The sequence below is a fragment of the Shewanella sp. KT0246 genome (assembly GCF_019654955.1).
GTDB lineage: Bacteria > Pseudomonadota > Gammaproteobacteria > Enterobacterales > Shewanellaceae > Shewanella > Shewanella goraebulensis.
Genome location: NZ_BPEV01000001.1, coordinates 152,379 through 175,776, shown reverse-complemented (window position 1 = coordinate 175,776; position 23,398 = coordinate 152,379). Strand labels below are relative to the sequence as shown.

General features: G+C 39.9%; 22 protein-coding genes. 11 read left to right on the top strand and 11 right to left on the bottom strand.

Annotation, left to right across the window (positions count from 1 at the left end):
• Nucleotides 1-42: 42 nt before the first annotated feature.
• The 9 genes from K5Q58_RS00815 to K5Q58_RS00775 form a co-directional block, all read right to left on the bottom strand.
• Nucleotides 43-861 carry a DUF1365 domain-containing protein gene (locus K5Q58_RS00815; protein WP_220751620.1) on the bottom strand — a complete coding sequence of 273 codons (819 nt, stop codon included), beginning with the start codon at nucleotides 859-861 and terminating at the stop codon, nucleotides 43-45.
• Nucleotides 858-2,126, bottom strand: coding sequence for an NAD(P)/FAD-dependent oxidoreductase (locus tag K5Q58_RS00810; RefSeq protein ID WP_220751618.1), 1,269 nt, complete (start codon nucleotides 2,124-2,126; stop codon nucleotides 858-860). Before K5Q58_RS00810 ends, K5Q58_RS00815 begins: the two co-directional genes overlap by 4 nt.
• Before the next feature lie 71 nt (nucleotides 2,127-2,197).
• The gene (locus K5Q58_RS00805) at nucleotides 2,198-2,989 is read right to left on the bottom strand and encodes an SDR family NAD(P)-dependent oxidoreductase (RefSeq protein ID WP_220751616.1); all 792 of its coding nucleotides are present in this window, start codon (nucleotides 2,987-2,989) and stop codon (nucleotides 2,198-2,200) included.
• On the bottom strand, nucleotides 2,986-3,537 hold the full coding sequence (locus K5Q58_RS00800; protein ID WP_259651189.1) for a nuclear transport factor 2 family protein: 552 nt from the start codon (nucleotides 3,535-3,537) through the stop codon (nucleotides 2,986-2,988). The genes K5Q58_RS00805 and K5Q58_RS00800 overlap by 4 nt, the downstream gene beginning before the upstream one ends.
• A gap of 306 nt (nucleotides 3,538-3,843) precedes the next feature.
• Complete coding sequence (locus K5Q58_RS00795; RefSeq protein ID WP_220751703.1) at nucleotides 3,844-5,244, bottom strand: ammonia-forming cytochrome c nitrite reductase subunit c552; 1,401 nt, start codon at nucleotides 5,242-5,244, stop codon at nucleotides 3,844-3,846.
• A 58-nt stretch (nucleotides 5,245-5,302) separates the two neighbouring features.
• Complete coding sequence (locus K5Q58_RS00790) at nucleotides 5,303-6,514, bottom strand: NnrS family protein (RefSeq protein WP_220751613.1); 1,212 nt, start codon at nucleotides 6,512-6,514, stop codon at nucleotides 5,303-5,305.
• A 265-nt stretch (nucleotides 6,515-6,779) separates the two neighbouring features.
• Nucleotides 6,780-8,303, bottom strand: coding sequence for a deoxyribodipyrimidine photo-lyase (locus K5Q58_RS00785; RefSeq protein ID WP_259651188.1), 1,524 nt, complete (start codon nucleotides 8,301-8,303; stop codon nucleotides 6,780-6,782).
• Nucleotides 8,304-8,441: 138 nt separating this feature from the next.
• Entirely contained in the window at nucleotides 8,442-9,401 is a 960-nt protein-coding gene (locus K5Q58_RS00780; protein ID WP_374758465.1) for a YbgA family protein, read from the bottom strand.
• 238 nt (nucleotides 9,402-9,639) lie between these two features.
• Complete coding sequence (locus tag K5Q58_RS00775) at nucleotides 9,640-10,569, bottom strand: DUF368 domain-containing protein (protein WP_220751610.1); 930 nt, start codon at nucleotides 10,567-10,569, stop codon at nucleotides 9,640-9,642.
• A gap of 239 nt (nucleotides 10,570-10,808) precedes the next feature.
• On the opposite strand from K5Q58_RS00775, the gene K5Q58_RS00770 reads away from it, so the two are divergent.
• The 5 genes from K5Q58_RS00770 to K5Q58_RS00750 all read left to right on the top strand — a co-directional run bounded on the left by K5Q58_RS00770 (nucleotide 10,809) and on the right by K5Q58_RS00750 (nucleotide 14,476).
• Entirely contained in the window at nucleotides 10,809-11,285 is a 477-nt protein-coding gene (locus tag K5Q58_RS00770; RefSeq protein WP_220751608.1) for a hotdog fold domain-containing protein, read from the top strand.
• Between the two features lie 116 nt (nucleotides 11,286-11,401).
• Entirely contained in the window at nucleotides 11,402-12,691 is a 1,290-nt protein-coding gene (locus K5Q58_RS00765) for a DUF418 domain-containing protein (RefSeq protein ID WP_220751606.1), read from the top strand.
• 46 nt (nucleotides 12,692-12,737) lie between these two features.
• Nucleotides 12,738-13,352 carry a YceI family protein gene (locus K5Q58_RS00760; RefSeq protein ID WP_220751604.1) on the top strand — a complete coding sequence of 205 codons (615 nt, stop codon included), beginning with the start codon at nucleotides 12,738-12,740 and terminating at the stop codon, nucleotides 13,350-13,352.
• Nucleotides 13,353-13,448: 96 nt separating this feature from the next.
• The gene (locus K5Q58_RS00755; protein WP_220751602.1) at nucleotides 13,449-13,784 is read left to right on the top strand and encodes a DUF1294 domain-containing protein; all 336 of its coding nucleotides are present in this window, start codon (nucleotides 13,449-13,451) and stop codon (nucleotides 13,782-13,784) included.
• Nucleotides 13,785-14,005: 221 nt separating this feature from the next.
• Entirely contained in the window at nucleotides 14,006-14,476 is a 471-nt protein-coding gene (locus tag K5Q58_RS00750) for an FKBP-type peptidyl-prolyl cis-trans isomerase (RefSeq protein WP_220751600.1), read from the top strand.
• A 129-nt stretch (nucleotides 14,477-14,605) separates the two neighbouring features.
• Here K5Q58_RS00750 and K5Q58_RS00745 read toward each other — a convergent pair whose 3' ends face one another.
• Entirely contained in the window at nucleotides 14,606-15,820 is a 1,215-nt protein-coding gene (locus K5Q58_RS00745; RefSeq protein WP_220751598.1) for a Xaa-Pro peptidase family protein, read from the bottom strand.
• 221 nt (nucleotides 15,821-16,041) lie between these two features.
• Here K5Q58_RS00745 and K5Q58_RS00740 point away from each other — a divergent pair, with 221 nt between their 5' ends.
• The 6 genes from K5Q58_RS00740 to K5Q58_RS00720 all read left to right on the top strand — a co-directional run bounded on the left by K5Q58_RS00740 (nucleotide 16,042) and on the right by K5Q58_RS00720 (nucleotide 22,648).
• Nucleotides 16,042-17,826 carry an aminopeptidase P family protein gene (locus K5Q58_RS00740; RefSeq protein ID WP_220751596.1) on the top strand — a complete coding sequence of 595 codons (1,785 nt, stop codon included), beginning with the start codon at nucleotides 16,042-16,044 and terminating at the stop codon, nucleotides 17,824-17,826.
• Between the two features lie 284 nt (nucleotides 17,827-18,110).
• Nucleotides 18,111-19,412 carry a DEAD/DEAH box helicase gene (locus K5Q58_RS00735; RefSeq protein ID WP_220751594.1) on the top strand — a complete coding sequence of 434 codons (1,302 nt, stop codon included), beginning with the start codon at nucleotides 18,111-18,113 and terminating at the stop codon, nucleotides 19,410-19,412.
• A gap of 447 nt (nucleotides 19,413-19,859) precedes the next feature.
• Nucleotides 19,860-20,495 (top strand): peroxiredoxin-like family protein, encoded by a 636-nt coding sequence (locus K5Q58_RS00730; protein WP_220751592.1) that lies wholly within the window; start codon nucleotides 19,860-19,862, stop codon nucleotides 20,493-20,495.
• 168 nt (nucleotides 20,496-20,663) lie between these two features.
• The gene (locus K5Q58_RS00725) at nucleotides 20,664-21,311 is read left to right on the top strand and encodes a DUF2913 family protein (protein WP_220751590.1); all 648 of its coding nucleotides are present in this window, start codon (nucleotides 20,664-20,666) and stop codon (nucleotides 21,309-21,311) included.
• 296 nt (nucleotides 21,312-21,607) lie between these two features.
• Nucleotides 21,608-21,736, top strand: coding sequence for a hypothetical protein (locus tag K5Q58_RS21050; RefSeq protein ID WP_259651187.1), 129 nt, complete (start codon nucleotides 21,608-21,610; stop codon nucleotides 21,734-21,736).
• A 102-nt stretch (nucleotides 21,737-21,838) separates the two neighbouring features.
• Nucleotides 21,839-22,648 (top strand): RecX family transcriptional regulator, encoded by an 810-nt coding sequence (locus tag K5Q58_RS00720; RefSeq protein ID WP_220751588.1) that lies wholly within the window; start codon nucleotides 21,839-21,841, stop codon nucleotides 22,646-22,648.
• A gap of 75 nt (nucleotides 22,649-22,723) precedes the next feature.
• Here K5Q58_RS00720 and K5Q58_RS00715 read toward each other — a convergent pair whose 3' ends face one another.
• Nucleotides 22,724-23,374 carry a DsrE family protein gene (locus tag K5Q58_RS00715; protein ID WP_259651186.1) on the bottom strand — a complete coding sequence of 217 codons (651 nt, stop codon included), beginning with the start codon at nucleotides 23,372-23,374 and terminating at the stop codon, nucleotides 22,724-22,726.
• Between the last annotated feature and the right edge of the window lie 24 nt (nucleotides 23,375-23,398).

Sequence of the window (23,398 nt, the reverse complement as noted above, 5' to 3'; positions counted from 1 at the left end):
CGATTGGTTTTCAGTACGAAACAAGATGTCTTTTGGTTTAATTTAAGTTTGAGGATGTGCAACAAAAGGAATTTTTTTGACAAATAACTTAAATGCCTGCCAGTAAATACCCCACATAATCTTCATTGTCATCACAGGAAAAGCTGTCAGCATCTGCCTGACATTAGCCGAGCTAAACGGCTTACGCTGTAAATGTAAGCTTGCATCAAACAGCTTTTTATTATCATCATCGCGATTTTGAATAGTGACATTAAGGCGTTTACTAGGGGGGACAATTTTCCATTGATAATGCATATCGAGGTTTAAAAAAGGTGAAACATGAAATACTTTGTCTGTGGTTTGAGTATCTTGAATATCAACTAAATAACAATGGCGTTGATCCCAAGGAGTATTACTGACTTCCGCCAGCATATATATCGGCTGGCCAGCTTGATAACAAAAATAGAAGTTGACAGGACTAAAATAAAAGCCGAAATGCCTAATTTGACCAGCAAATATAACTTCATCGCAATCAAACTTGGCTCCAAGTTGCTTAATGGTCCACATCACCCGTTGCTTAAGCGCTGATGCTGGGGACAATATGCTGTTATCAGTTTCTAATTGTTCAACAGCTTGCTCCTCAAACTGACTAGCTAAGCTATTTAGGTAATCTTGCGGGTTAAATTTAAGTAACGACCATTTTGACATGCCAAATAACCGGCTTACTTTTTCAAGTTGTCTGATTTCATCAAGATTTATCGCCATCAGTGCCATGTCATAGCTAAAGCTATGAGATTTGGGAGTGAAGCGTCTGTGACTCACTTCCCCTTGATAAATGCCACTGCTAAATTGGCTAGAGCAATCACTTAAGTCTGCAATCATAAGCTGATGCCAAAGTTATTACAGACATCTAAGCCACTGCGTACGCCATCCTCATGGAAGCCGTTATACCAATAAGCACCCGCAAAATGTGTGTGCCTCACACCACAAATCCGCGATCGTTCTTTTTGGGCATTCATACTGGCTTCATTGAATACTGGATGGGCATAATTAAATTTACGTAATATCTTGCTGCTATCAATCAGGTCAGTCTGATTAAGGGTGACACAAAATGTAGGCGCGTCTTTTGGCAAACGCTGTAAAATATTCATGTTATAAGTCACGCTAGCAGGTTTATTGGCAATATCTTCTGCGTCAGTACCTTCGAGACGATAATTCCAACTGGCCCAAGCTGCTTTTCTTTTTGGTAATAATCCCACATCGGTGTGTAAAACCACTTCATTGTTTTGATAAGCCATAGCACCTAATACTTGCAGCTCATCTTCTGAGGCATCAGTTAACATGGCTAATGCTTGATCACTGTGACAAGCCAGTACTACCTCGTCAAAATATTGCACTTCACCATTATTTATTCGGATATTAACCCCATCTGCTTTGCGCTCAATGGAAGTCACCCCTGAGTTTAAAAACAGTCGTTCTTTAAACGGCTTGATAAGGGCAGGAATGTAGCTTCGTGAGCCGCCTTCAAGGACATACCATTGCGGGCGGTCGCTAATATTGAGCAAACCATGGTGGTGGAAGAAACGAATAAAGAATCGCAGTGAAAACGCGCGCATATCATTGATGCTGGCAGACCATATTGCTGCGCCCATTGGCAAAATATAATGCTCACTAAAGAAGTCAGAAAACCCTTCTTTATCTAAAAACTCACCCAAGGTTTCAATTTGATAATCTTCAGCTTCATAAATTCCTTTGCATTGATTATTAAATTTAACGATCTCTGCTAAAAAACGATAAAAATCAGGTTTTAATAAGTTACGGCGTTGAGCGAACATGCTCCAAAGAGTGTGGCCATTATACTCAAGCCCCGTTTTAGTGTTTTGTACACTAAAGCTCATTTCAGTCGGTAATGACTTAATATCCAAGCGTGCCATTAGCTTTTGAAATCTTGGATAGGTTCGGTCATTAAACACTATAAACCCGCTATCAATAGCATAAGGTTTTCCTGCAACTTCAACATCAATTGTTGCTGTGTGACCACCAATGTAATCATTAGCTTCAAATACAGTCACCTCATGCAACTCGCTAAGTAAATGGGCGCATGTTAATCCTGAGATCCCTGATCCGACTACGGCAATTTTTTTCATATTAATCCTTCAGGTTGTTATTTTTATAATTATTATCGTTATATTAGCTTCGTTTACGATTTTCACTCTGTTTAATTATTTGGTTTTGGGCTGAGTAAGCTGTTAACTATCACGTTAGGCAAGCAAGATAAAAACTTCAGTATCAAGGTAAAGCGCTTTGGAAAATGTATTTCATTTCGGCCTATCTTCATGCCATAAATGATTTCGTCAGCGGCATTATCGGCACTAATCTGCATCGGCATAGCAAAGTCATTTTTGTCTGTTAATGGTGTTTTCACAAAACCAGGACAAATTACACTTACGCCAATATTGTGAGCTTTCAAGTCTAAACGTAGACTGCTGGCAAGATAGTTAACTGCAGCCTTGGATGCTCCGTAGGCTTCAGCTCTTGGAAAAGGTAAATATGTTGCGCTTGAACTCATTAACCCCACCCTGCCGTTTGTCGCAATTAAGGGTAAAAAGTGCTGTAAGCAATAGCCCATTGAAATGACATTGGTCTGAATTACCCGTTCAAATAAAGCCCCATCGAACTGAACTGGATCATCGATATACTCACAACTGCCAGCATTCAGTACCACAGAGTTTAGGCTGGATTGAGATTTAATCAACGCTGCTTTAAGTAGCTGGGCAGCATTTTCAATTTGAGTTTTATCATTAATATCAAAAACAAGCGGATAAGCTCCTTTGATATTTTGCAGTGATTGCTCATTACGTCCACAAGCAAACACCTGATAGCCTTGATCAACGTACTTCATTGCTAGTGCTAGACCGATACCAGAACTTGCTCCAGTTATTAGTACCGCAATTTTAGAGTTCGATACCTGACTCGTTTTTTTGGTTTTGGCTTGAATATCAGCTGTCATGAGGATGCCTTAGACTTAACCATTTGAATAAGCTTGCCCAATATAGGAAACGGTTCATAAAGCATCTGACCAAGGTCAAAGTAATCACGATGAGAAGTAATTTTGTCATTGAAAATAAGGTGGCTCATACCTTCCACATGAATATCACGCCCGCTATTAAGCTTGCTATGGCTGTAAGTCATTTTCCAGAATATTGAGGCTTGTGACTTTTGTTCTGCTTCTAGTTGCGACTGTGATTTTGCTTGTAATTGGGATTGGGATTGAGACAGTGACTGGGAAACATTCACTTGCTGTATATCAAATGATATCGAATCAACGTTTTCATAGAGATTGGCAAAATAATTCGTCAGATTAGCTAGCCCTTCTACTTTGTGCAAAGGGTCTTGGAACACAATATTATTACTGTATACCTGACTTAAAAGGTGCAGAGTATCCTTGTTAAGCCGCTGGTACATGCTAATGAAGTCATCAATGATTTGTGGCTGCGTATAATCATCGAAGCTCATCGGCTCAGGCATTTCACTAACAAGATTAGTGCTACTGTGCATTTAACTCTCCTTGAACCATCTCTTTAAACATCTTGTTTATTTTTTATCGTTACTCAACAAGCTTGTCACTTTTACTTTTTAACAATAAAAACGAGTAGTTATCTATTAATATTAATCTTAGTTGAGGAATTTGTCTTAAAAATAATCAAACAAAAATTAAATAATGTATTTAACGGTCAATACGCCTATTCGTTAGCTACAGATCAAAAAAAAGCGTATAGATTGCTCTATACGCTTTTTCAAATACTAAACCGCTAATTATTGTTCAATGACAGCATTATCATCTAACAATGTCTTAACTGATAGTTACTTGTAACCTCTTACAGCAATTGGATTCCAGTGTTTTTCAACTTCATCCTTAATGAACATTTGCTTAGCTTCAGACAGTTTTGCTTCATTAATACCCACAGCTGCATGTGCAGACTCTTTAGAGCTAATATCTGGGTATTCAACCTTAGTCACTTTTAAACCTTCTAACACTTGAGCTAACACGGCTCGCGCCATTTTGGCTTGTGATGTGGCTCGAGTGAGTAACATACGACCTTCATCTGGATTATGTGCATATAGTCCGTGAGATGCCATAGCGAAGTCCCAATGCCATTGGCCATGACGAATAGCCATAATTGCACTGTTCATTTGCTCCCAGTTAGCACCTGCATCCCATGCCGCCTTAGCTTCATAGTGAGCTTTAACCAATAAGCCTTCAACTTCACGTGCCATTGTTTCAATTTCATGCTTGTCAGCATCTAGCTTGGCAGTAATCTCTTCTTTGCTATCGTGACACCCGATACAGGTTTTATCGAAATGCGGCAGTGCTTTATCAACTTTATGGTTGGTAAATTCTTCGCCTTTGGCATTTTCTTCAACGGGCATATGACAGGTAATACAGGTCACATTCGCTTCAGCATGCTTACTGCGGCTCCAATGCTCAAACTCAGGATGACGCGCTTTTAATATTGGCGTTTTCGAAATTGGGTGGATCCACTCGTAAAAACGGCGGGTATCGTAGTACTTCAGGATATTGTCAGTGTCGCTGCCGAAAATCCACGGCATGTTAACCACATTGCTTTTTTCTGGCTGAAAATAATAGGTCACATGACATTGGCCACACACTTGTGCACCTTGCATCGACACATCTTGTTTATCAAAAGGTATCCCAGTTTTTTTCATTGCATTTTGTGCATGAGGACGTGGTAAAGCTAAGTCAGCACTGCCGTCTACATGACAGTCTGTACAATAAACCACACTGTTAATTTCAGTGCCTAAATCAGTAAAGTTAGATGCTGAGTATCCTTCAAAACCCATTTCTTTAATTAGACGAGGTGCATCAGGTGTTTTACAAGTCCAACAACTGGCTGAAGTGCCCTTTTCGCCCTCTTTTGGTGGCACGCCAGTTCGTAATGTTTGAGTGACATCCGCCACTGCAAATTGGTGACCACGAGGGCTGTGATATTCTTTAGCAAAAGAAGAGCCCGCCCATAAAATAATATTGGCAGGGTAACTAGCAAGCATATCTTCGCGTTCTGTTTGCTCTTCAGTTTCAGCCCAAGTTTTAAATTGGTCTGGAAACTTAGCTTCGTTAACGTCAGCTTTGGCAATGGCTGTTGCACAGGTTGTAGCACCTAAAATAGAAATTAAGATAGTGCTAACACGCTTGCTTAATCGGCTAACTGCTATGTGTTTTTTAGCAAACAATGCTAATTGCATATTCACAACTCTTCCTTTAAAAATCATCAAAAAATGGTTCGAGAACATAATGTTGTTATCAACCTGGACGTCCATCAATTCGAGGACGCGATAAAATTGGACTGTAATGCCAAACAAAAAGTCCAAAAGCTAAAAACCAAAATCCACCCGCTAACCATAACCAAGTTTGGGTTTGCGCCGGAAATATCAACGGCATTACCGCACGCAATAAAGCTGCAATAGGTAAACTGGCAAAAGCCAATACCATATTCGGGCCTTGATATATATTTCTGCTGGTATGCCCAAGAGATACTCTAGAAATCATTGATAAACACAATGAAGCTAAGCAACCTATGGCAAATAAGTGTAATAAACTTCGGTAAGCAAATTCATTATTAATGAACCAACCTAAGCCCAACAAAGCGATGGGTAAAGATAAATATGATAAATGCAGCGACCACAGCATTGGCTCTTTCAATGTTTTATGAGGCAACCAGCGACTTATTCGAATCAAATGCAATATACCAGCGCTAATCAATAACACTTGTTCAACTGCCATAGGTAAAACTTTAAAAATGGCTTGCACAACCAGTGTAATCATTAATACTAATAGGCTTTTTTCTAGTGCAAAAATCGGTTCGGCTTTGGTTTGCTTAACTCGCATTGCAGTAAAGAAAGGAATAACTCTTCCTCCCACAATGGTAATCAACAGCGCCAGCCAAAATAACATTCCTTGCCATATTTGATTAGCTAAAATGAAATTACGTTCTTGTAATGCGTAATAACTCACAAGATTAACAATCAGGGCTACTGTAAGCATGATCGAAAAACCGATATTTTGCCATTGCTTAACACGATAAACACAACGCCACATCGTAAAAGCAGCAATGCCTAAAAATATACTGTCAAATAGTGCAGGAAAATATAATGGAATATCAAAAGGCAGCAGGAGTAACAGCCTTGCTAACAACCAACTACTAAATGTGATGGCAAGAGTGGGACCTTTTAGACTAGGTTGATTAGTCCAGGTTTGTACTGCTGTGAGTAAGAAGCCGCACACAATCGCCATAGCGAAACCAAATAGTAACTCATGAGGATGCCACCATAGCGGCAATACATTTGACCAAAAGTTACTGTTAAATAAACTGTACTCAGGTGTATACCAGCCCATTAACCATAGTGGGATGTACAACATCGCCAAAGCTGCACCACCTAAGAAGAAAGGTCTGAATGCTAATCGCCATATTGCAGCGGTTTTTTCAGTTTCAGCTGGATCATCAATATTTAGCATAGTTATCAAGCCTTTTTAATAAAAAACAAAAGATGCATTTAAAATATATGTTTATTGTATGTTGTTATCTTTCATCCAGCAATCATAAAAAATGAATAGTCTTATTAACCTAGCTGAATCTGTGATCTCTCGCAAAGTATGTCATCAAAAATAGTTCAATAAAAAACCACCCTAAGGTGGTTTGAGTAAGGTCGTTCGAATAAGGCGACTTGGGAAAATCTGCCATATCAAAACAACTGTGACTTGTCAGTTAATATTCATAGCGTTATCGCTTTAACGAACTTAACACCTCAATAGCGCGTTTTCGCGCAGAGCTATGCTCTACAATCGGTGATGGATACGCAACAGTTGAAGCCTCAGCTGAACTGTTGCTTACAGCGCTATCAGCTCCAAAGCCGACCTCTATAGAGTCTACACAAAATAAGTCCATCGTATCGAGTGCTGAATCATCAGCTCCTTCAACAAATAGCGGCTGGTGAATGGCTTTTAGCGGTTGATTCGATAACTCGGGAACAAATCGTTTAATAAAGCTGGCATCTGGATCAAATTTACTACTCTGATTCATCGGGTTAAACACTCTAAAATAAGGTTGAGCGTCGCAGCCTGTGCCAGCAGACCATTGCCAGCCACCGTTGTTGGCCGCTAAATCACCATCAATTAATTGTTTTCTAAAATATTTTTCACCCCAGCGCCAATCAATCAGCAAGTGTTTAGTCAGAAAACTCGCTACGACCATTCTTAAACGATTGTGCATCCAACCCGTTTGATTAAGCTGCCTCATCGCGGCATCAACGATTGGATAACCCGTGCGCCCTTCACACCATGCCGCAAATTCAGTTTTATCGTTTCGCCATAGTACATAGTCGCCTTTTTCATTGAAGCTTTTACCTTTTGAAAGGCGCGGAAAAGCGACTAACAAATGACGATAAAACTCTCGCCACGCTAGTTCATTGATCCAAGTTTTAGCAGGACTAGTGTCGTCCACCAGCACATCAGGATAATGGTTTAACGCAGCGGCTAAACATTGCTTAGCACTAATCACGCCAATCGCTAAGTAAGGTGATAATTTACTGGTATTGTCTAGCGCAGGGAAATCCCTATCGAGCTGATAATCTTGAATATGGTTCTGGCAAAATTGAGCGAGTATTCGTTTCGCTTCGCCTTCACCGGCTCGCCACAATTTACTTGAACGTTTATCTGCATCAAATTTGATAGCAGCAGGAGTTGCAAGCGCAGCACCGATAGGGGTAGGTACTGATAAAGGTACAATCATTTTACTTGCTACTATCTCACGCCACTTTTTAGAAAATGGCGTGAACACTTTATACATCTGCCCTGATAGATTGTTCACCTCACCTGCATTAATAATGCAATCTTGAGCAACAAAGGTGATGGGCAAACCAATATCCAGCAATTGCTGATCTCGTTTGCGCTCATTAAATTCAGGCTCTTGGGTGGCAAAGACTTGCTCAATCTGATTTTCGGCCAAAAAACTTGGCATCCAATCCATTACATCATCAAACCAAGGTAATGTAACCACATTGAGTTTGACCCCAAGAGCGGCTAATCCTTGCGCCAAAATATTCACATGGCGTTCAATAAAATCTATTTGAATTGCCGCTACATCATGACTTTGCCATTGCAGAGGGCTGACTATGTATATAGCCTCGACTTGAGCAGAAGATTTCTCTTGTGACGCTGATTGTCGCAGTGCAAATTCAAAAGCTTCACAAACAGCTAGATTGTCAGCAAGGCGTAAATCTTGTCTAAACCAAATCAGAGTTTTCATCATTGCAACCTTAATAACAGCAATATTTATTAACAAATACTTATCAACAAAAAATATATCAACAGGTTTACAGATAGACGTTGCTGTTTATCAACGTCTATCTGCATCACTAAGTTTTAGGCTGAGTAATAAACTTAACTAGTAAGCGTAACGAAGTCTTAGCGCTTCAGGATGTGGATTAAGATAAACCTGCCCTTCAATATACGGGGTCGGATATTCTCGTAAATAATGGTTAATCAGCGTGATAGGCACAAGTAAAGGCAGTAGTCCTTCACGATACTTCATGATTGATTCAGTCAGCTCTTGCTTCTGCTCTTTTGACAGGTGCTTTTTAAAGTACCCTTGAATATGCTGCAGAGTGCTGGTGTGATTTTTACGGGTCGCTTTAATCTTTAACGCCGTCATAAAACCTACAAAATAGGTTTGCGCAGTGGCATCAAGATCATCAATATTCGCTAATATCGGCCCTAAATCACGATACCATTGAGGACTATGAGCCATTAAAAGGTACTTATAACGCGCATGAAACTGCATTAGTTTATGCTTGGTCCAGCCTTCAGCTTGCAAGGTATGCCACTCATGATACGCATATACTCGAGTGATAAAATTTTCTTTAATTACTGGGTCATGCAAGCGGCCCTCTTCTTCCACAGGCAACTCTGGGTAGGTATCCATTAATTTTTTTGCAAATACACCCACGCCACTTTTGGTACCATTATTGGTACCGTACTTGTATTCAATCACCCGCTCCATTCCACAAGTTGGGGACTTAGCACAAAGAATGTAACCACCAATAAAATCGAGTTCACCAACGCGTTTTTGGCTATACTCTTCAAGCTTATCGGTTACATCAATACTGCCATCGGCGCTTTTTAAATAAATTTTATCGCCGTCGAGCTCTTGACGAATAGTCTTACGCGGAGCACCCATACCTATAGCCATTTCCGGACAAACACTGATGTAGTCAAAAAATGGAGCGAGGTCGATATTGCAGTAATTTGAGTTTTTATGGCCGCCGTCAAAACGTACTTTTTGACCTAACAGGCAGCTGCTGATACCGATTTGTATTTTTTCTGGATTAAAGACTTCTTTATTCACGATACGACTCCTTGTGGCTTAAACAGCATTACGTGTTGTAATGTTTTTAAGATCACTAATGTCTATTGATATTAGCCTTTAACTCATTAAATTTTAATAAAAAGAAATATTTTTATTTTGTTATCTTGAAATGATTGAATTTGAAGAATGGTTTAAGGGGGGTGCAGCATTAATCACAATAGAATTTACTGGCTCGTTAAAGCCAGTAAATATGGAGTTTGAAATAAGTGAAGATGAATTAAGACTCTTTTTGAGCTGAATGCTCACCAAATTTCTCTAAGCCCCAAACTAAGCCTATTCCCAACAATAGACACACGATGGCAGTAGTTAATTGCGATGAATGACCTGTTAATTGCTCAAATTGCATCGGAGAAATATTGTGCTCCAGTAAAGGCACTTGCTCACCTTTAGAGTTTTCGCGCCAAGTGAGCACTTCTTTCCAAGGCCAAATTTTACCAAGTGTTCCTAGCATTAGCCCCGTTAGAAACAACAAGGTTTCATCATGGAATTTACGTAACATGGCAGATAACACATGGCTGAAGCTTAGTAGACCGACGACACAACCAAGAGCAAAACATGCAAGTAGCAAGATATCAAAGCTTCTTGCTGCTGCTAGCACCGCTGGGTATAGCCCTAACAGTAATAAAATGAAGCTGCCGGAGATGCCCGGTAAAATCATCGCACAAATCGCGATACAACCAGCAAAGAAGAAATTAAGGTAACCAGCATCCAATTCTATTGGATTTAACACAGTAATAAACCATGCAAAGGCAACACCTAAAACGAATAAGACACAACGCAATAGGTTGATGCTTTTGACTTGTTTGAGCATGTGAATAACAGAAAACAAGATTAAGCCAAAAAAGAACGACCAAACTGGTACAGGGTGATTAGTTAATAACCATGAAATAAGCTTAGCAAGGCTAAATATGCTGGTGAGGATCCCGCCAAATACGGCCACCAAAAAAGGGCCATTAATGTGCATAAATGCCGCTTTTACGCCTTGTTGTTTTACAATGCCGAATAGCGACGGATTAATCTTTTTAATCCCATCTAATAAAGGCTCTAAAATCCCAGTAATAAACGCAATTGTGCCGCCCGATACACCTGGCACAACATCAGCTGCCCCCATCGCCATTCCCTTGAAATAATTTAATAGTTGCTGCAAAGCCAATCCTTAATCAAACATCTGAAACTAAATTTTAAATATCTGGTGTTGTGACAAGCAAAAATGTCAGAAGTGCCAAAAGTGTTTAGCCGAATTATACCTGCAACTTTGCCTGAAACTAATTAATCTTTTTTCAATTTAATTCGCTTATGTGCAATCGGTTACAAGAATGTTAAGCTAAAGCCCAAACAACTCATCAGACCAGATGTTAAAATAATTCTAATAAGAGAAGGATTGATATGAGCAGCACAAAACCCAACCACGTATTAGCTTTATACAATAAAGTCACTAAGTACCCTTTTGGGCATAAGATTTTTTCAATCATGGTCTCGAGAATGGCGCCCTACTTTGCCACCGTAAAACCACTTGTGACCGAACTTAAAGAAAATCGCTGTGCTTGTTTAATTAAAAAGCGCAAAGCAGTTCATAACCACATTCAAACCGTACATGTGATTGCGATTTGTAACGGCTTAGAAATGGCAATGGGGGTTATGGCTGAAGCTTCAGTACCAAAACATCTTCGTTGGATACCTAAAGGGATGTCTGTGGATTACACAGCTAAAGCAGGCAGTGATATTTTATGTGTCGCTGAAGTGACTCCTGAGCAATGGCAAGTCGGTGACTTATTAGTCCCAGTAAATGCATACGATACTGGCGGTAATGTCGTGGTAAAAGGCACCATCAAATTATGGATTTCTGAAAAACCACAAAAGTAACTCAGACAACCTGAAACTTCACCCCTTTCCGAAAGCTTAACCCTGTATCTTTTTTAATCTCAGGCTGTTAGGCTTTCTGTTTACTACCACTTAAAAAACATAATAAAAATAAAGATATGATTAGCGAAAAGGATTCTGCAGCTCATATTAGTAAGCCCTCTGTTGCTGCTAAAACTAATACAACCTCCAATACAATCACTAATAAAAGTCCTAGTACAGCAGCAAATATAACTGCTGACCCATTTAACCAACGAACTAATACGATTAACGAAAGTCATGGCAATCGTAATACCAATATAGATGCACTTAGAGGCATTGCCATATTGGGTATCTTATTCATGAATATCTTTTTCATGAATGACAGTTTTTACGGCTACGCACCTCATTTACCACAAATTCAATCTGACAAAATACTAGAGATATTTAGTAACTTCTTCCTTGAAGGACGGTTTTTAAGCTTACTATCAATATTGTTTGGAGCAGGGTTATTAATTCAATACCGCCGCTTTGAAGCAAATGGATTACCCGCTTATCCATTAATTAAAAAGCGCTTAAAATGGCTAATAGTGTTTGGGTTACTCCATGGAGTTTTCATCTGGGGTGGCGATATCTTACTGACTTATGGTATCAGCGCATTTTTAGCACTTAATTATATCAATTCAGATATAAACACGATTAAAAAACGCGCCAGCCAGTTCATCTTTGCCGCATTAGCTTTGGTGGCGTTATTTAGTTTAGCGATAGAAGATGAGCAATATTTTAGAGGCTCAGAATTACACCTGCAGCAACTCAACGACTGGTCATCAGGTTATATGGATATTGTGTTACTGCAATTGATGCAAGTAGGCTTTATGTTGCTGATTATTCCACTTACTCTAATGTGGTTTGCTGCTGGGTTAATGATGTGGGGAATGGCACTGTATCAGCAAGGTGTGTTTGAATATGGCTTAGATAAAAATACAATTTTAAAGTGTATTTTAGTGACGGTCATTTTATCAAGTATTGACTCAGTATTGAGCTTTTCAGCAAGTCCTGTTCTAGTCGAGTTTTCGTCTGTATTAATGATGCTAAGTGCATTCGCTATGGCACTCATTTACATTCATTTGGTGGTAAAGGTCTGCCAAAACAGTCATCACGCCCTCTCTTCGTTTCAAGCCGTAGGTAAACTCGCCTTTAGCTGTTATATCCTACAATCTCTAATTGGCGTGGCGATATTTCGATATGGCATCAATCATTATTCAGCCGACTTATATATGACATTGAATAGAGTCGACTATTTCCTTATCACAATGGTCATAACACTGTTACAGTTAGTGTTAGCGCCAATGTATCTTCGTTACTTTACACAAGGTCCGTTAGAAGCGTTATGGCGCAAGCTGGTGATGAACAATGCTGTTCGTCAATAATCTGTAAGTTGATATACATAGCGAATAACTATATCAAGGAAGGCGCATGAATCCATTAACAAAATTATTGATAACCGGTATTGCACTATTATCTTTAACTAGCTGTGTGAGCTGGGTTGCGCCTAGCGTTGAGTCTGAGTTAGTTGAACTGCAATCTGGTGAATATCAATTAGATGAAAACCACGCTGCGTTAATATTTAAAATCCAGCACCTTGGTTTATCAACCTATGTGGGCCGCTTTAATCAATTTGACGCTGAGCTTAACTTTGACCCTAACAATATGGCAGCTGCCACTCTCAACGCTGTTGTTGAAATAAACTCTATCGATATTAATAATCCTGACTTAGCCGAGACATTACAAGAAGACACTTGGTTTTACAGTGCCAAGTTCCCTCAAGCTGTATTTACAAGCCACACCGTTACACCTATCTCTGATACCAGTTTTAACTTCAGCGGCGATTTAACCTTGCGTGGAGTGACAAAGCCAGTCACGTTTAAAGCAACATTTCATGGCGGCGCTGATAACTGGATGACAGGAAAGTATACCGTTGGCTTTAGTGCTGTTGGACAAATAAAACGATCTGACTTTGGTATGAGCAGTTATATTCCTATTGTCGGTGATGAAATCGATTTAGAGATTTATGCTGAGTTTTTAAAGTAGCTTTAATCAACTATTGTGTCATTTTAAAAGTTCAGACTAGCTTTTAGAGGCTATTCCTTAGAAAATTAGTTTAGAAAATAAAATGAAGAACCCAATATGAAAATTTTCGGTCTTATTAGTTTAACCATCATGTTAGTGGTTGGTTTTATGGTTTCAATTAATTTAGGTTACTACTTAGTAGCAGTTAACGTTATCAGTGCCTTCATCACTTGGCGTGATAAACGTGCCGCCAGTAAGCAAAAATGGCGTATTCAGGAACAAACACTCCATGGATTTGCACTTATTGGTGGATGGCCAGCTGGGATTGTGGCTCAGGAAGTGTTTCGTCATAAAACCCAAAAAACACCTTTTAAATGGATTTACCGCTTGATGATTTTACTGAATTTTTCTTTCGCATCCTTGATGGCTTACATCACCTTTTTCACTCAATAATGTCACATTCCGCTAATAAATTCGCGGTCTGATAAAACCTAAGCATAAGATTTCAAGCTTTCGCTTTACCCTGCTAAATTCAATCAGTAACATGCATAACTAGATTATCTACAAGCGTTTATATCGAAAGCTAATAATACAAGAAAGCTCACTGGTAGCTCAGCTACAACCTTAAGCTTTTCAGCGATATAAACATAAAAATATACATAGGAATCAATACTATGAAAGTCGTTTTGGCAGTATGCGTGATAGCAGGACTCATTTTTTACTTTTTCACTCAATCAAACAATAAGAAAGCAGCACAAGAAAACATAACTAAAGGCAATGCTTTCTTACTTGAGAACCAAGAAAAAGAAGGGGTTATCACCACGCTTTCTGGCTTGCAGTATCTTGTGATGCATAAAGGCGAAGGTAGTGAATACCCTAAAGCTACTGATACTGTTACCGTTCATTATCATGGCACATTAATCGATGGGACGATTTTTGATAGCTCGGTTGACCGTGGTGAAAGTATTGATTTCCCGCTTAATCGCGTAATCCCTGGCTGGACTGAAGGCGTACAGTTAATGAATGTAGGCGACAAATTTAAGTTTTTTGTACCAAGCACATTAGCTTACGGCAATCGCGCTGCAGGTAAAATTGAAGGCGGTTCTGTACTAATTTTTGAAGTTGAGCTTTTAGCCATTAACTAATCAATTGTTCTACTGAATGAAAATGCCCGATTGGCTTAACCAATCGGGCATTTTTATGACTGTGGTTTGCTCAAATCTACTTTCTTATTTAAATCTAACCTCTTATTTAAATCCAAAATCTGCAATAAATCAGCCTAAATAAAAAGGGTCATCAATCGACTTAGCTGGCTGGGTAAACCACACTGGGCCTGACTCAGTCATATAGAAATGATCTTCATGGCGTACACCAAACTCCCCAGGTACACATAACATGGGCTCATTGCTGAAACACATACCTGCTTCAAGTGGCGTTTGATCATTTAATACAAGATAAGGCCACTCATGAATGTCCAAACCAACGCCATGCCCTGTGCGATGAGGTAAACCTGGTACATCGTATCCTGGACCAAAACCCGCATCGACAATCACTGCTCTAGCAGCTTTATCAACGCTGGCACACGTTTGGCCAATTTGCGCTGCTGCAAACCCAGCGAGTTGTGCTTGTTGCTCAAGTACCCATAAGTTGCGCTGACGCTCACTTGGCTCACCAAACACATAAGTACGAGTAATATCTGAGTTATAACCACCTAACTGACAACCTGTATCAATCAATACTGTGTCATTTTTATCGAGGGTTTTAGGTGATTTAACCCCATGCGGGTATGCGGTATCTTCGCCAAATAACACAATACAGAAATATGAGCCTGCAGGTGCGCCAACACGTTTATGCGCTTCATGGATAAAGGCTTCCACCTCTGCAGTCGTAATCCCTTCATAAAGCATGCTCGCCGCAGCCACATGTACCGCTAAGGTCATATCTTTAGCGCGTTGAAGTAAAGCAATTTCAGCTGCTGATTTAATCATTCGGCAGCCAGCAGTGATGCTTTTGGCATTAATGTAATTTAGCTTGTCATTAGCAAGTCGCATTCCATCAAAGATAAAAAAGGCGGTGGATTCATCAATGCCAATTTTACCTGATTCAATGCCCATATTTGTTAGAGTTTGAGCAAATAAATCATATGGGCTTTCGTCTTCTTGCCACGTATTAACCTTGCCTTTAATCGCCATATAGCCTTCTAAGGTATCTAGCTCAAAAGCAGGTGCAATGTACTCAACATCACCATTTGCAGGGATAATCGCACCCACAACACGCTCGCTGGCGTACCATTTAGTACCGGTAAAATAGTACAAATTAGTACCAGCATTAATATAGATTGCTGCAATACCTTGTTGCTGCATTAAGCTTTGGGCTTTAGCAATACGTTGTTCAAATTCATGCAACCCAATGCTGGCAACATCTGTGGTCATATCAGACAAACTGGCTAACGCTTGTTCTGGGGTTTGAATACCGACACCGATGGTCATAAATGACTCCAAAAAAGTTAAGTAATGAAGAGATATTTGTCATAGTGTAAACTGCAAATCAAAAATGTATACAATATAAAGTTATAAAATATGTTTACAAGATTATCAGTGCAGTAACAGAACGGTTTGCAAGCTCTTTACTTGCAAATAGCCTAACGCAATTGCGATAATCGCCCTTCCTTAATAAGACTGAGCCAATCAGCAACCTTCATGGAGTCATCATGTCAGAGATCATTAACCAGCGCCTTAACGCTATTCGTCAAGAGCTTACTAAAAACAATCTAGATGCATTCATTATTCCTAGAGCTGATGAATACCTCGGTGAATATGTTCCTGAGCGTAACGAACGCTTACTTTGGGCTACTGATTTTACCGGTTCTGCTGGCATGGCCATCGTATTAAAAGACAGCGCTGCAATCTTCATTGACGGTCGCTACACGGTTCAAGTTAAACAGCAAGTAAATGGCGAATTATTTAGCTACCAAAGCTTATATGATACACCGCAGATCGAGTGGTTGATTGAGCAACTGGGCGAAGGAAAAAGAGTCGGCATCGACAGTCGTTTACACACTTTAGCTTGGTATCAACAAGCTGAGCAAAAACTCACTAAAGCCAACTTAAGCTTAGTTTGTGTTGATGAAAACCCGATTGATATCCATTGGCATGACCGCCCCGCTCTTTCAAGTGAACTGATTACCTTGTTTAGTCATGAAGGCGCTGGTCGAAACAGTTTAGATAAACGCCAGCAAATTGGAAAATTGGTTGAGAAAGAAGGCGCAGACATGGCGCTGATATCGGCATTAGATTCATTTTGCTGGTTATTGAATATTCGCGGTAGCGATGTACCTAGATTACCTGTCACTTTAGGTTGTGCATTGTTATCAGCTAATGGCGATACAACCTTATTTGCTGACATTAATAAACTGCCTGAAGGTTTTAAAGAACATGTTGGCACTGGCGTTGAGTTTAAAGATGAGTCATTACTTGCCGATGCGCTTGCGCAGTTAGAAGGGGTTAAATTACTTGCAGACCCTAATACCGCCAACGCTTGGAGCCAACTCACAGCCCAAAACGCCGGGGCAATCTTGATTGCTGGTAGCGATCCTGTGGCACTACCTAAGGCACAAAAAAATGCGGCCGAGCTTAATGGTATGCGTGAAAGCCATGTTAGAGATGGCGTTGCCGTCAGCCGTTTCCTTGCGTGGCTTGACCGAGAAGTGGCTGCCAATGTCATGCATGACGAAGCTGAGCTTGCTGACAAACTTGAATCATTTCGTTTAACTGACCCGCTTTATCGTGAGCCAAGCTTTGACACCATTTCAGCCACTGGTGGCAATGGCGCTATGTGCCATTACAATCACCTTGATGGCACCCCAAGTAAAATGGCCATGGACAGCATTTACCTTGTTGATTCAGGCGCACAATATATTGATGGTACAACAGACGTGACCCGTACAGTGGCGATTGGCCATGTCACCGCTGAGCAACAAAAAATGTTCACTCTGGTATTAAAAGGTCATATTGCATTAGACCAAGCAAAATTTCCTAAAGGCACGTCAGGTCAACAACTTGATGGCTTTGCTCGCCAGTACTTATGGCAACATGGTTTTGATTATGACCATGGTACAGGTCATGGTGTTGGGCACTTCTTAAGTGTTCATGAAGGCCCGCAACGTATCGGTAAGAATGTTAATAACGTTGCATTGGTACCTGGTATGGTGCTGTCAAACGAGCCAGGTTATTACCGCGCAGATGAGTTTGGGATCCGTATTGAAAACTTAGTTGCCATCGTGCCGTCGAAGCTTGTAAATTCTGAAAGAGAAATGATGGAGTTTGATGCACTTACACTTATCCCAATGGATAAGCGCTTAGTTGATAAATCATTACTCACTGAAGCTGAAATTAATTGGTTTAATCAGTATCACGCTCTAGTATTCAAAACGATTTCGCCATTGATGCAAGGCAAAGATTTAGAGTGGCTAACTCAAGTGACTCAAGCCATTTAATCACTGCTGAACTGAGTTCAGTAAATAAAAGTTAACCATTTAGAGAGCCAAGCTAGTTAAAGCTTGGCTTTTTTATGCCAACATTTGAGGTGATTTCTAACCGAACAAAGCATAATTAAAACCCTGATTAATCAACTAAACCAGTTTGTTAAAAATTAAGTTAAGAATTAATCAATTTTATTTGTTATACTCCGCCGCCGCTTGTAATAGCCGTTATACTTCTATCTACAATCGGCAAGCATTTAAACTGTTGAATAACGTGATTACCATAGGAATATCTACCGATGAAATTTGAATCTTTTAGCTTCGCCCCAGAAATACTAAGTGCGATCGCTGATTGCGGTTATAAAACTATGACACCTGTTCAGCAGCAAGCTATCCCGGCAATTCGTCGTGGTGAAGATGTACTAGCAAGTGCTCAAACCGGTACAGGTAAAACAGCAGCGTTTGCATTACCTATGCTACAAAAAATGGTTGAAAATCCACGTGAACTTCAGCATTCAAATACTCGTGCATTAATTCTTACCCCAACACGCGAATTAGCCGCTCAAGTTGCCGAAAACATTAACGACTACAGTAAAAATATCAATATTGAAGTACTGACCATTTACGGTGGTGTTAAGGTTGCAACTCAAGCGCAAAAGCTAAAACGTGGTGCAGACATTATTGTCGCCACACCGGGCCGTTTATTAGAACATCTTCTTGCTTGTAACCTAAGCCTTTCAAACGTTGAATTTTTAGTGTTGGATGAAGCTGACCGTATGTTAGACATGGGTTTTAGCACTGACATTCAAAAAATACTCCAAGCAGTTAATAAGAAGCGTCAAAACTTATTATTCTCAGCAACCTTTTCAACGTCAGTTAAAAAGCTGGCTAACGAAATGCTTGATAAGCCAAAAGTGATTACTGCTGATAAGCAAAACACTACAGCAGCAACAGTAAGCCAAGTGGTTTACCCCGTAGAGCAGCGTCGTAAACGTGAGCTGTTATCTGAATTAATTGGTACTAAAAACTGGCAGCAGGTTCTCGTCTTCACAGCAACTCGTGATGCAGCAGATGTATTGGTCAAAGAATTAAACTTAGATGGGATTCCATCTGCGGTTGTTCATGGCGAAAAAGCCCAAGGTAGCCGTCGCCGTGCTTTACGTGAATTTGTTGAAGGTAAAGTTCGCGTGTTAGTCGCAACTGAAGTGGCTGCTCGTGGTTTAGATATTCAAAATCTTGGCTACGTCGTTAACTACGACTTACCGTTCCTTGCAGAAGATTATGTTCACCGTATTGGTCGTACCGGCCGTGCGGGTAAATCAGGTACTGCAATTTCATTTGTAAGTCGTGAAGAAGAGCGCACTTTAGCTGATATCGAAAAGCTAATCGGTCAGCCAATTCGCCGTATTACAGTGGCAGGCTATGAAGTGGGAAGCCGTGAATTATTGCTCAAGCAAATTCAAAAACGTCGCAGCTTCGCTAAGAAACAACAGCGCTCAGATAGTGCTGGTGCTCAAGTTGCCGCAGAGCGCAACATGGAAGGTCGCCGTGTTACCGTAGGTAAATCTAGCAGCACAGTAAAATACAAAAAGCTTAAGTAATCTCTATTTGAGTTTTGACTTCATTAAAGGCGCTAATAGCGCCTTTTTTATTGCATGCTTTTATCCTTAATAACAAAAAGTAAATCCACATTCACTTTTATCCGAATTCGATGAAATAAAAACTGCTATGCTCGGGTCTAGTATTAGTGTCTGATGATCTTTCAAGGTTGTTTTGGCAGCGAATTGTGGCCACTTATACAAGGTAGAGACTTTGTGGTGTAGTTATTCTACATAAAAAGTCGATAACGCAGTAAAAATGGCCAACATACGCTGCCCGAAGGGTTCGGTTAAAAACGTTTTAACTCGAACAAAACTCAACCAGCAAAGACCAATAGACCCTAGTCGCTGTTAAAGCGAATTTGAACGATGCGTAACGCTCAACCATAAGAAATGTCTATTTAGGACATTCAATCAGATCATCCCTTTTAATTGAATATGGATTTCAGCATGTTAAAAAAACTTATGTTAGTCGCCGCAGTGGCTTTATTTAGCGCCCCTTCAATGGCTAAACCCATTGCAAGTGATGAATACCACGTTATGCCATTGATGAATGGCCAGCAAATTCCCAACGTTGATCTGCACGATGTTGAAGGCAATAAAGTAAACTTAGAAGAGCTTACAGCTAAAAAGCCGACTATCTTCTTTTTCTACCGTGGCGGCTGGTGTCCTTTTTGTAATGTGCAAATGGGTCAGCTAAAAGCTATTGAACCAAAACTCATCGAAATGGGTTTTCAATTAGTGGGTATCTCACCTGACTCACCTGCGAAACTTAAAGCATCAATCAATGATAACGAGCTAGATTACTTGCTATTATCCGATGAAAAAATGGCAGCATCTCAAGCATTTGGCATCGCGTTTTATACCAGCGAAAAAGTAACCTCTATGTATCAAGCTAAGTTAAGCGTTGATAACCCGCTATGGACAACACCTGAAGGTGACAAACGTTTAGTGCTTCCTGTTCCTGCCGTTTACGTGGCTGACAAATCTGGACTGGTTCATTTCCAGTACATTAATCCAAACTACAAAGTTCGTCCTGCACCTGAATTAATTTTAACTGCAGCTAAATTACTTCAGCAGCAATAAGCTGTAGTTCATCGTTATTAAGCGGCATATACAGCAGCATTGAGTTAAGTTTGTAGCGGCAATTAAACCTCCTCTGCTACAATACATTCATCGAAAATAGATTAGTCGCAATGCTCCATCATAGATGACTTCCGTGATGGAGTAATTTAATAAACGGTGCCAAAAATAGTGCAAACCCAAACATACAACCAAGCCATTTTAGACGTTGCAGAAGCTGGCATTAAAGCTCTGCAAGATTCTGCTGAAAATCAAAAAGCCACCCGCACTCCTGCTCAAGAGAGCCATTTTTTATGTGCATGGTTGGTTGAGTCATTTCGGATAAAACGTTTTTCTAAAATTGTCGCCGATGATATTTCAGCTTGGATAAGAATGGCTCGCAGCCAAGGTGCTGGCGCTATGTTGCCGCAACTGTTTGAACGTATCGCAAAGCAATATCGCCTAGTTGAACAAGCTGAGTTAACCCAACTACAAAGCGTGACTCAATTACTGACGGAACTTGAAAACGAAGATTGGTTTGTCATCTCAGACAGTGCCTTTTCAGATAACAGTAGTACTAAACTCAAGCTGGCAGGTAATGGGCAGTCTAGCTTAGTCGTATGTGAGTTACAGCTTCAAAGCCATTTTGATGGTGAAAAGCTAATTAAACCTTTGCCTATTTATGTGCGTGGCGATGAAAACCATTTTGCAGCCAAAGCCCTAGAAAAAGGTTTATTAGTCAGCCCTGGTAACAAAAAGACCAGTCTAATCAAACACCATAAAACCTATATCATTGCACCTAACAACCAACTTAAAGCGCTTTGTTTTCTAGTTCAGTAATTTAAGATAAATAGTATTAGTTAAGTAGCTTTATTAAGTATTGATATTTAAATCATTAAAGTTACTTTTGACCCATAAGGTCGTGGCTACATATCCGCGACCTTTCTAGTCTTTAGCCCACCTATTTCACCTAGTAAACTTTTCCCACTTGCTGCTCATGCTTTTTAAAACTTCAGCTTCAAAGTTGATTTTGATTTTTTAGTCTGGATTTGTGGATTCACTCGCTTATACTGATTTCATTAATATCGAAAAAATCCTCTTCAATCTAGTTATTATCGCAATAAAGGAAACGAAACATGGAAGTGCTTTACACTGTTATGTCTTGGGGCTCTCCCGTCGGCTTAGGTTTATTCTTTTTCTTATCTTGTTCTGGTACCGGCATTTTATTCTGGGGAATATCCCATTTTAAAAGCGAAGCTAAATAATAATTAGCGCCAAGAAAAGCAAGTTTCATATCTAGCGGCAGTGCTCTTCACAGCGCTGTTCTGCTACACTCCATTGAATTCTTTTTATAAGATAATTTCGTTATGCAGCGCCAACCCCTTCGCCAAGCTAAGACCATTGATAATGTTTTTAATAGTGCCTATTGGCATTTAAGCCAACAGGATTTCACCATTAGTGAAATCCGCAGCAAACTTGAGCGAAAAACTGATAATCAACAGTGGATTGACACTGTAATAGCTAAGCTTATCGAAAGTGGTTATCTAAAAAGCAATCAGGATTTTGCCGTTCGCTACTGCGAACTCGCTTTTCATAATGAAATAGGTACTGGCGCGATTAAAAGAAAGTTACAACAACGTGGTGTTTCGGCCTCTGAAATTGAACAGGCGATTGAGCAAGTTATCGAAAATCAAAACGTTGATACATATGAAATGGCGGCTTCAAGATTACTTAATAAGTTTGAAACCTTTTACAGCACCAACAAAGAAAAAGTTTACGCTCAAATGAGTACCAAAGGCTTCTCTCGTGCTGAAACCGATCACGCTTTAGCTCATCACCCACAACGAGACACGCTGCGGAGTAAATTATCTATTAAGGCTGACAAGTCAGACTTAAAAACTGAAATTATTAAGCTTTATAACAAAGGCAAAGGTGAGAAGGTCATTTTACAAGAGTTAAAACAGCGCTTAATAGATGTCAGTGACTTTGAAGACACGGTATATCAATTAAGTCTTACTGAAGAAATAGACTTTTATCAGAGCTGTAAAACCCAACTAGATAAAAAACGTTACGACTTATCAGACTACAAAGAAAAATCGAAAGCTTACGCCTATTTATCCCGAAAAGGCTTTGGTAGCGACGAGATAAAAGAAGCAATGCGTCTCGAAGAGGATTAATAAACAATTCCCCCTAGCTGCTAAAGCGATCGGAATCAGCTATTACTTTCAGCCACCTCTTTTTCAACTTCAATACTAAAAAGGATTTAGGCTATATCCTTGCTGCGCTAATATTGTATGAGCTGTCATCGCCGATAACGCCATATCCACACCAGGTAATAGCGATGTATTATTTAATTCATAATAAGCCGCGCTCTGACCACAAATATAGATTTTCACTCCGTGGTTAACTAGCTGACTCACCAAATCTTTATTGGCATTAGCAAATTTTGCTTCATTAACGGTTGAAGCTCTTGTGTCTGCGGTCTTTGTAGATTTGTTAGTTTGATTTAATTGCTGCCCTTGTTTACTTTGCTTAGCTAGGTAAAATTGATCGTAAAATTCATCATTGGCTAAATCAGCTACCGATGCGCCGTGAGCCACCATGGCTAATTGGATATTTTCGGGCTTTACACCCGCAGCCACATGCATATTAATAAATCTCGCCAGGGTATTTAAATTGCGATTAACCTCTCCAGCATTAGCAGCTTTACTCATATCAAACGCCACTTTAAACACCGTATTTTGCGGTATTGAAAGCTGAGAATCTACAGCGGCTATTTTGCCGTAACCTTTAATTGCTGTGCCATTCTTGAATACCTCCATTCCTGCCTGAACTGGCAGCATAAAACCAATTAACACGATTCCTATAACACCAATAACACCGAGCTTAACTCTTGCAGACATGGACATTCCTTATTTATGTCATCA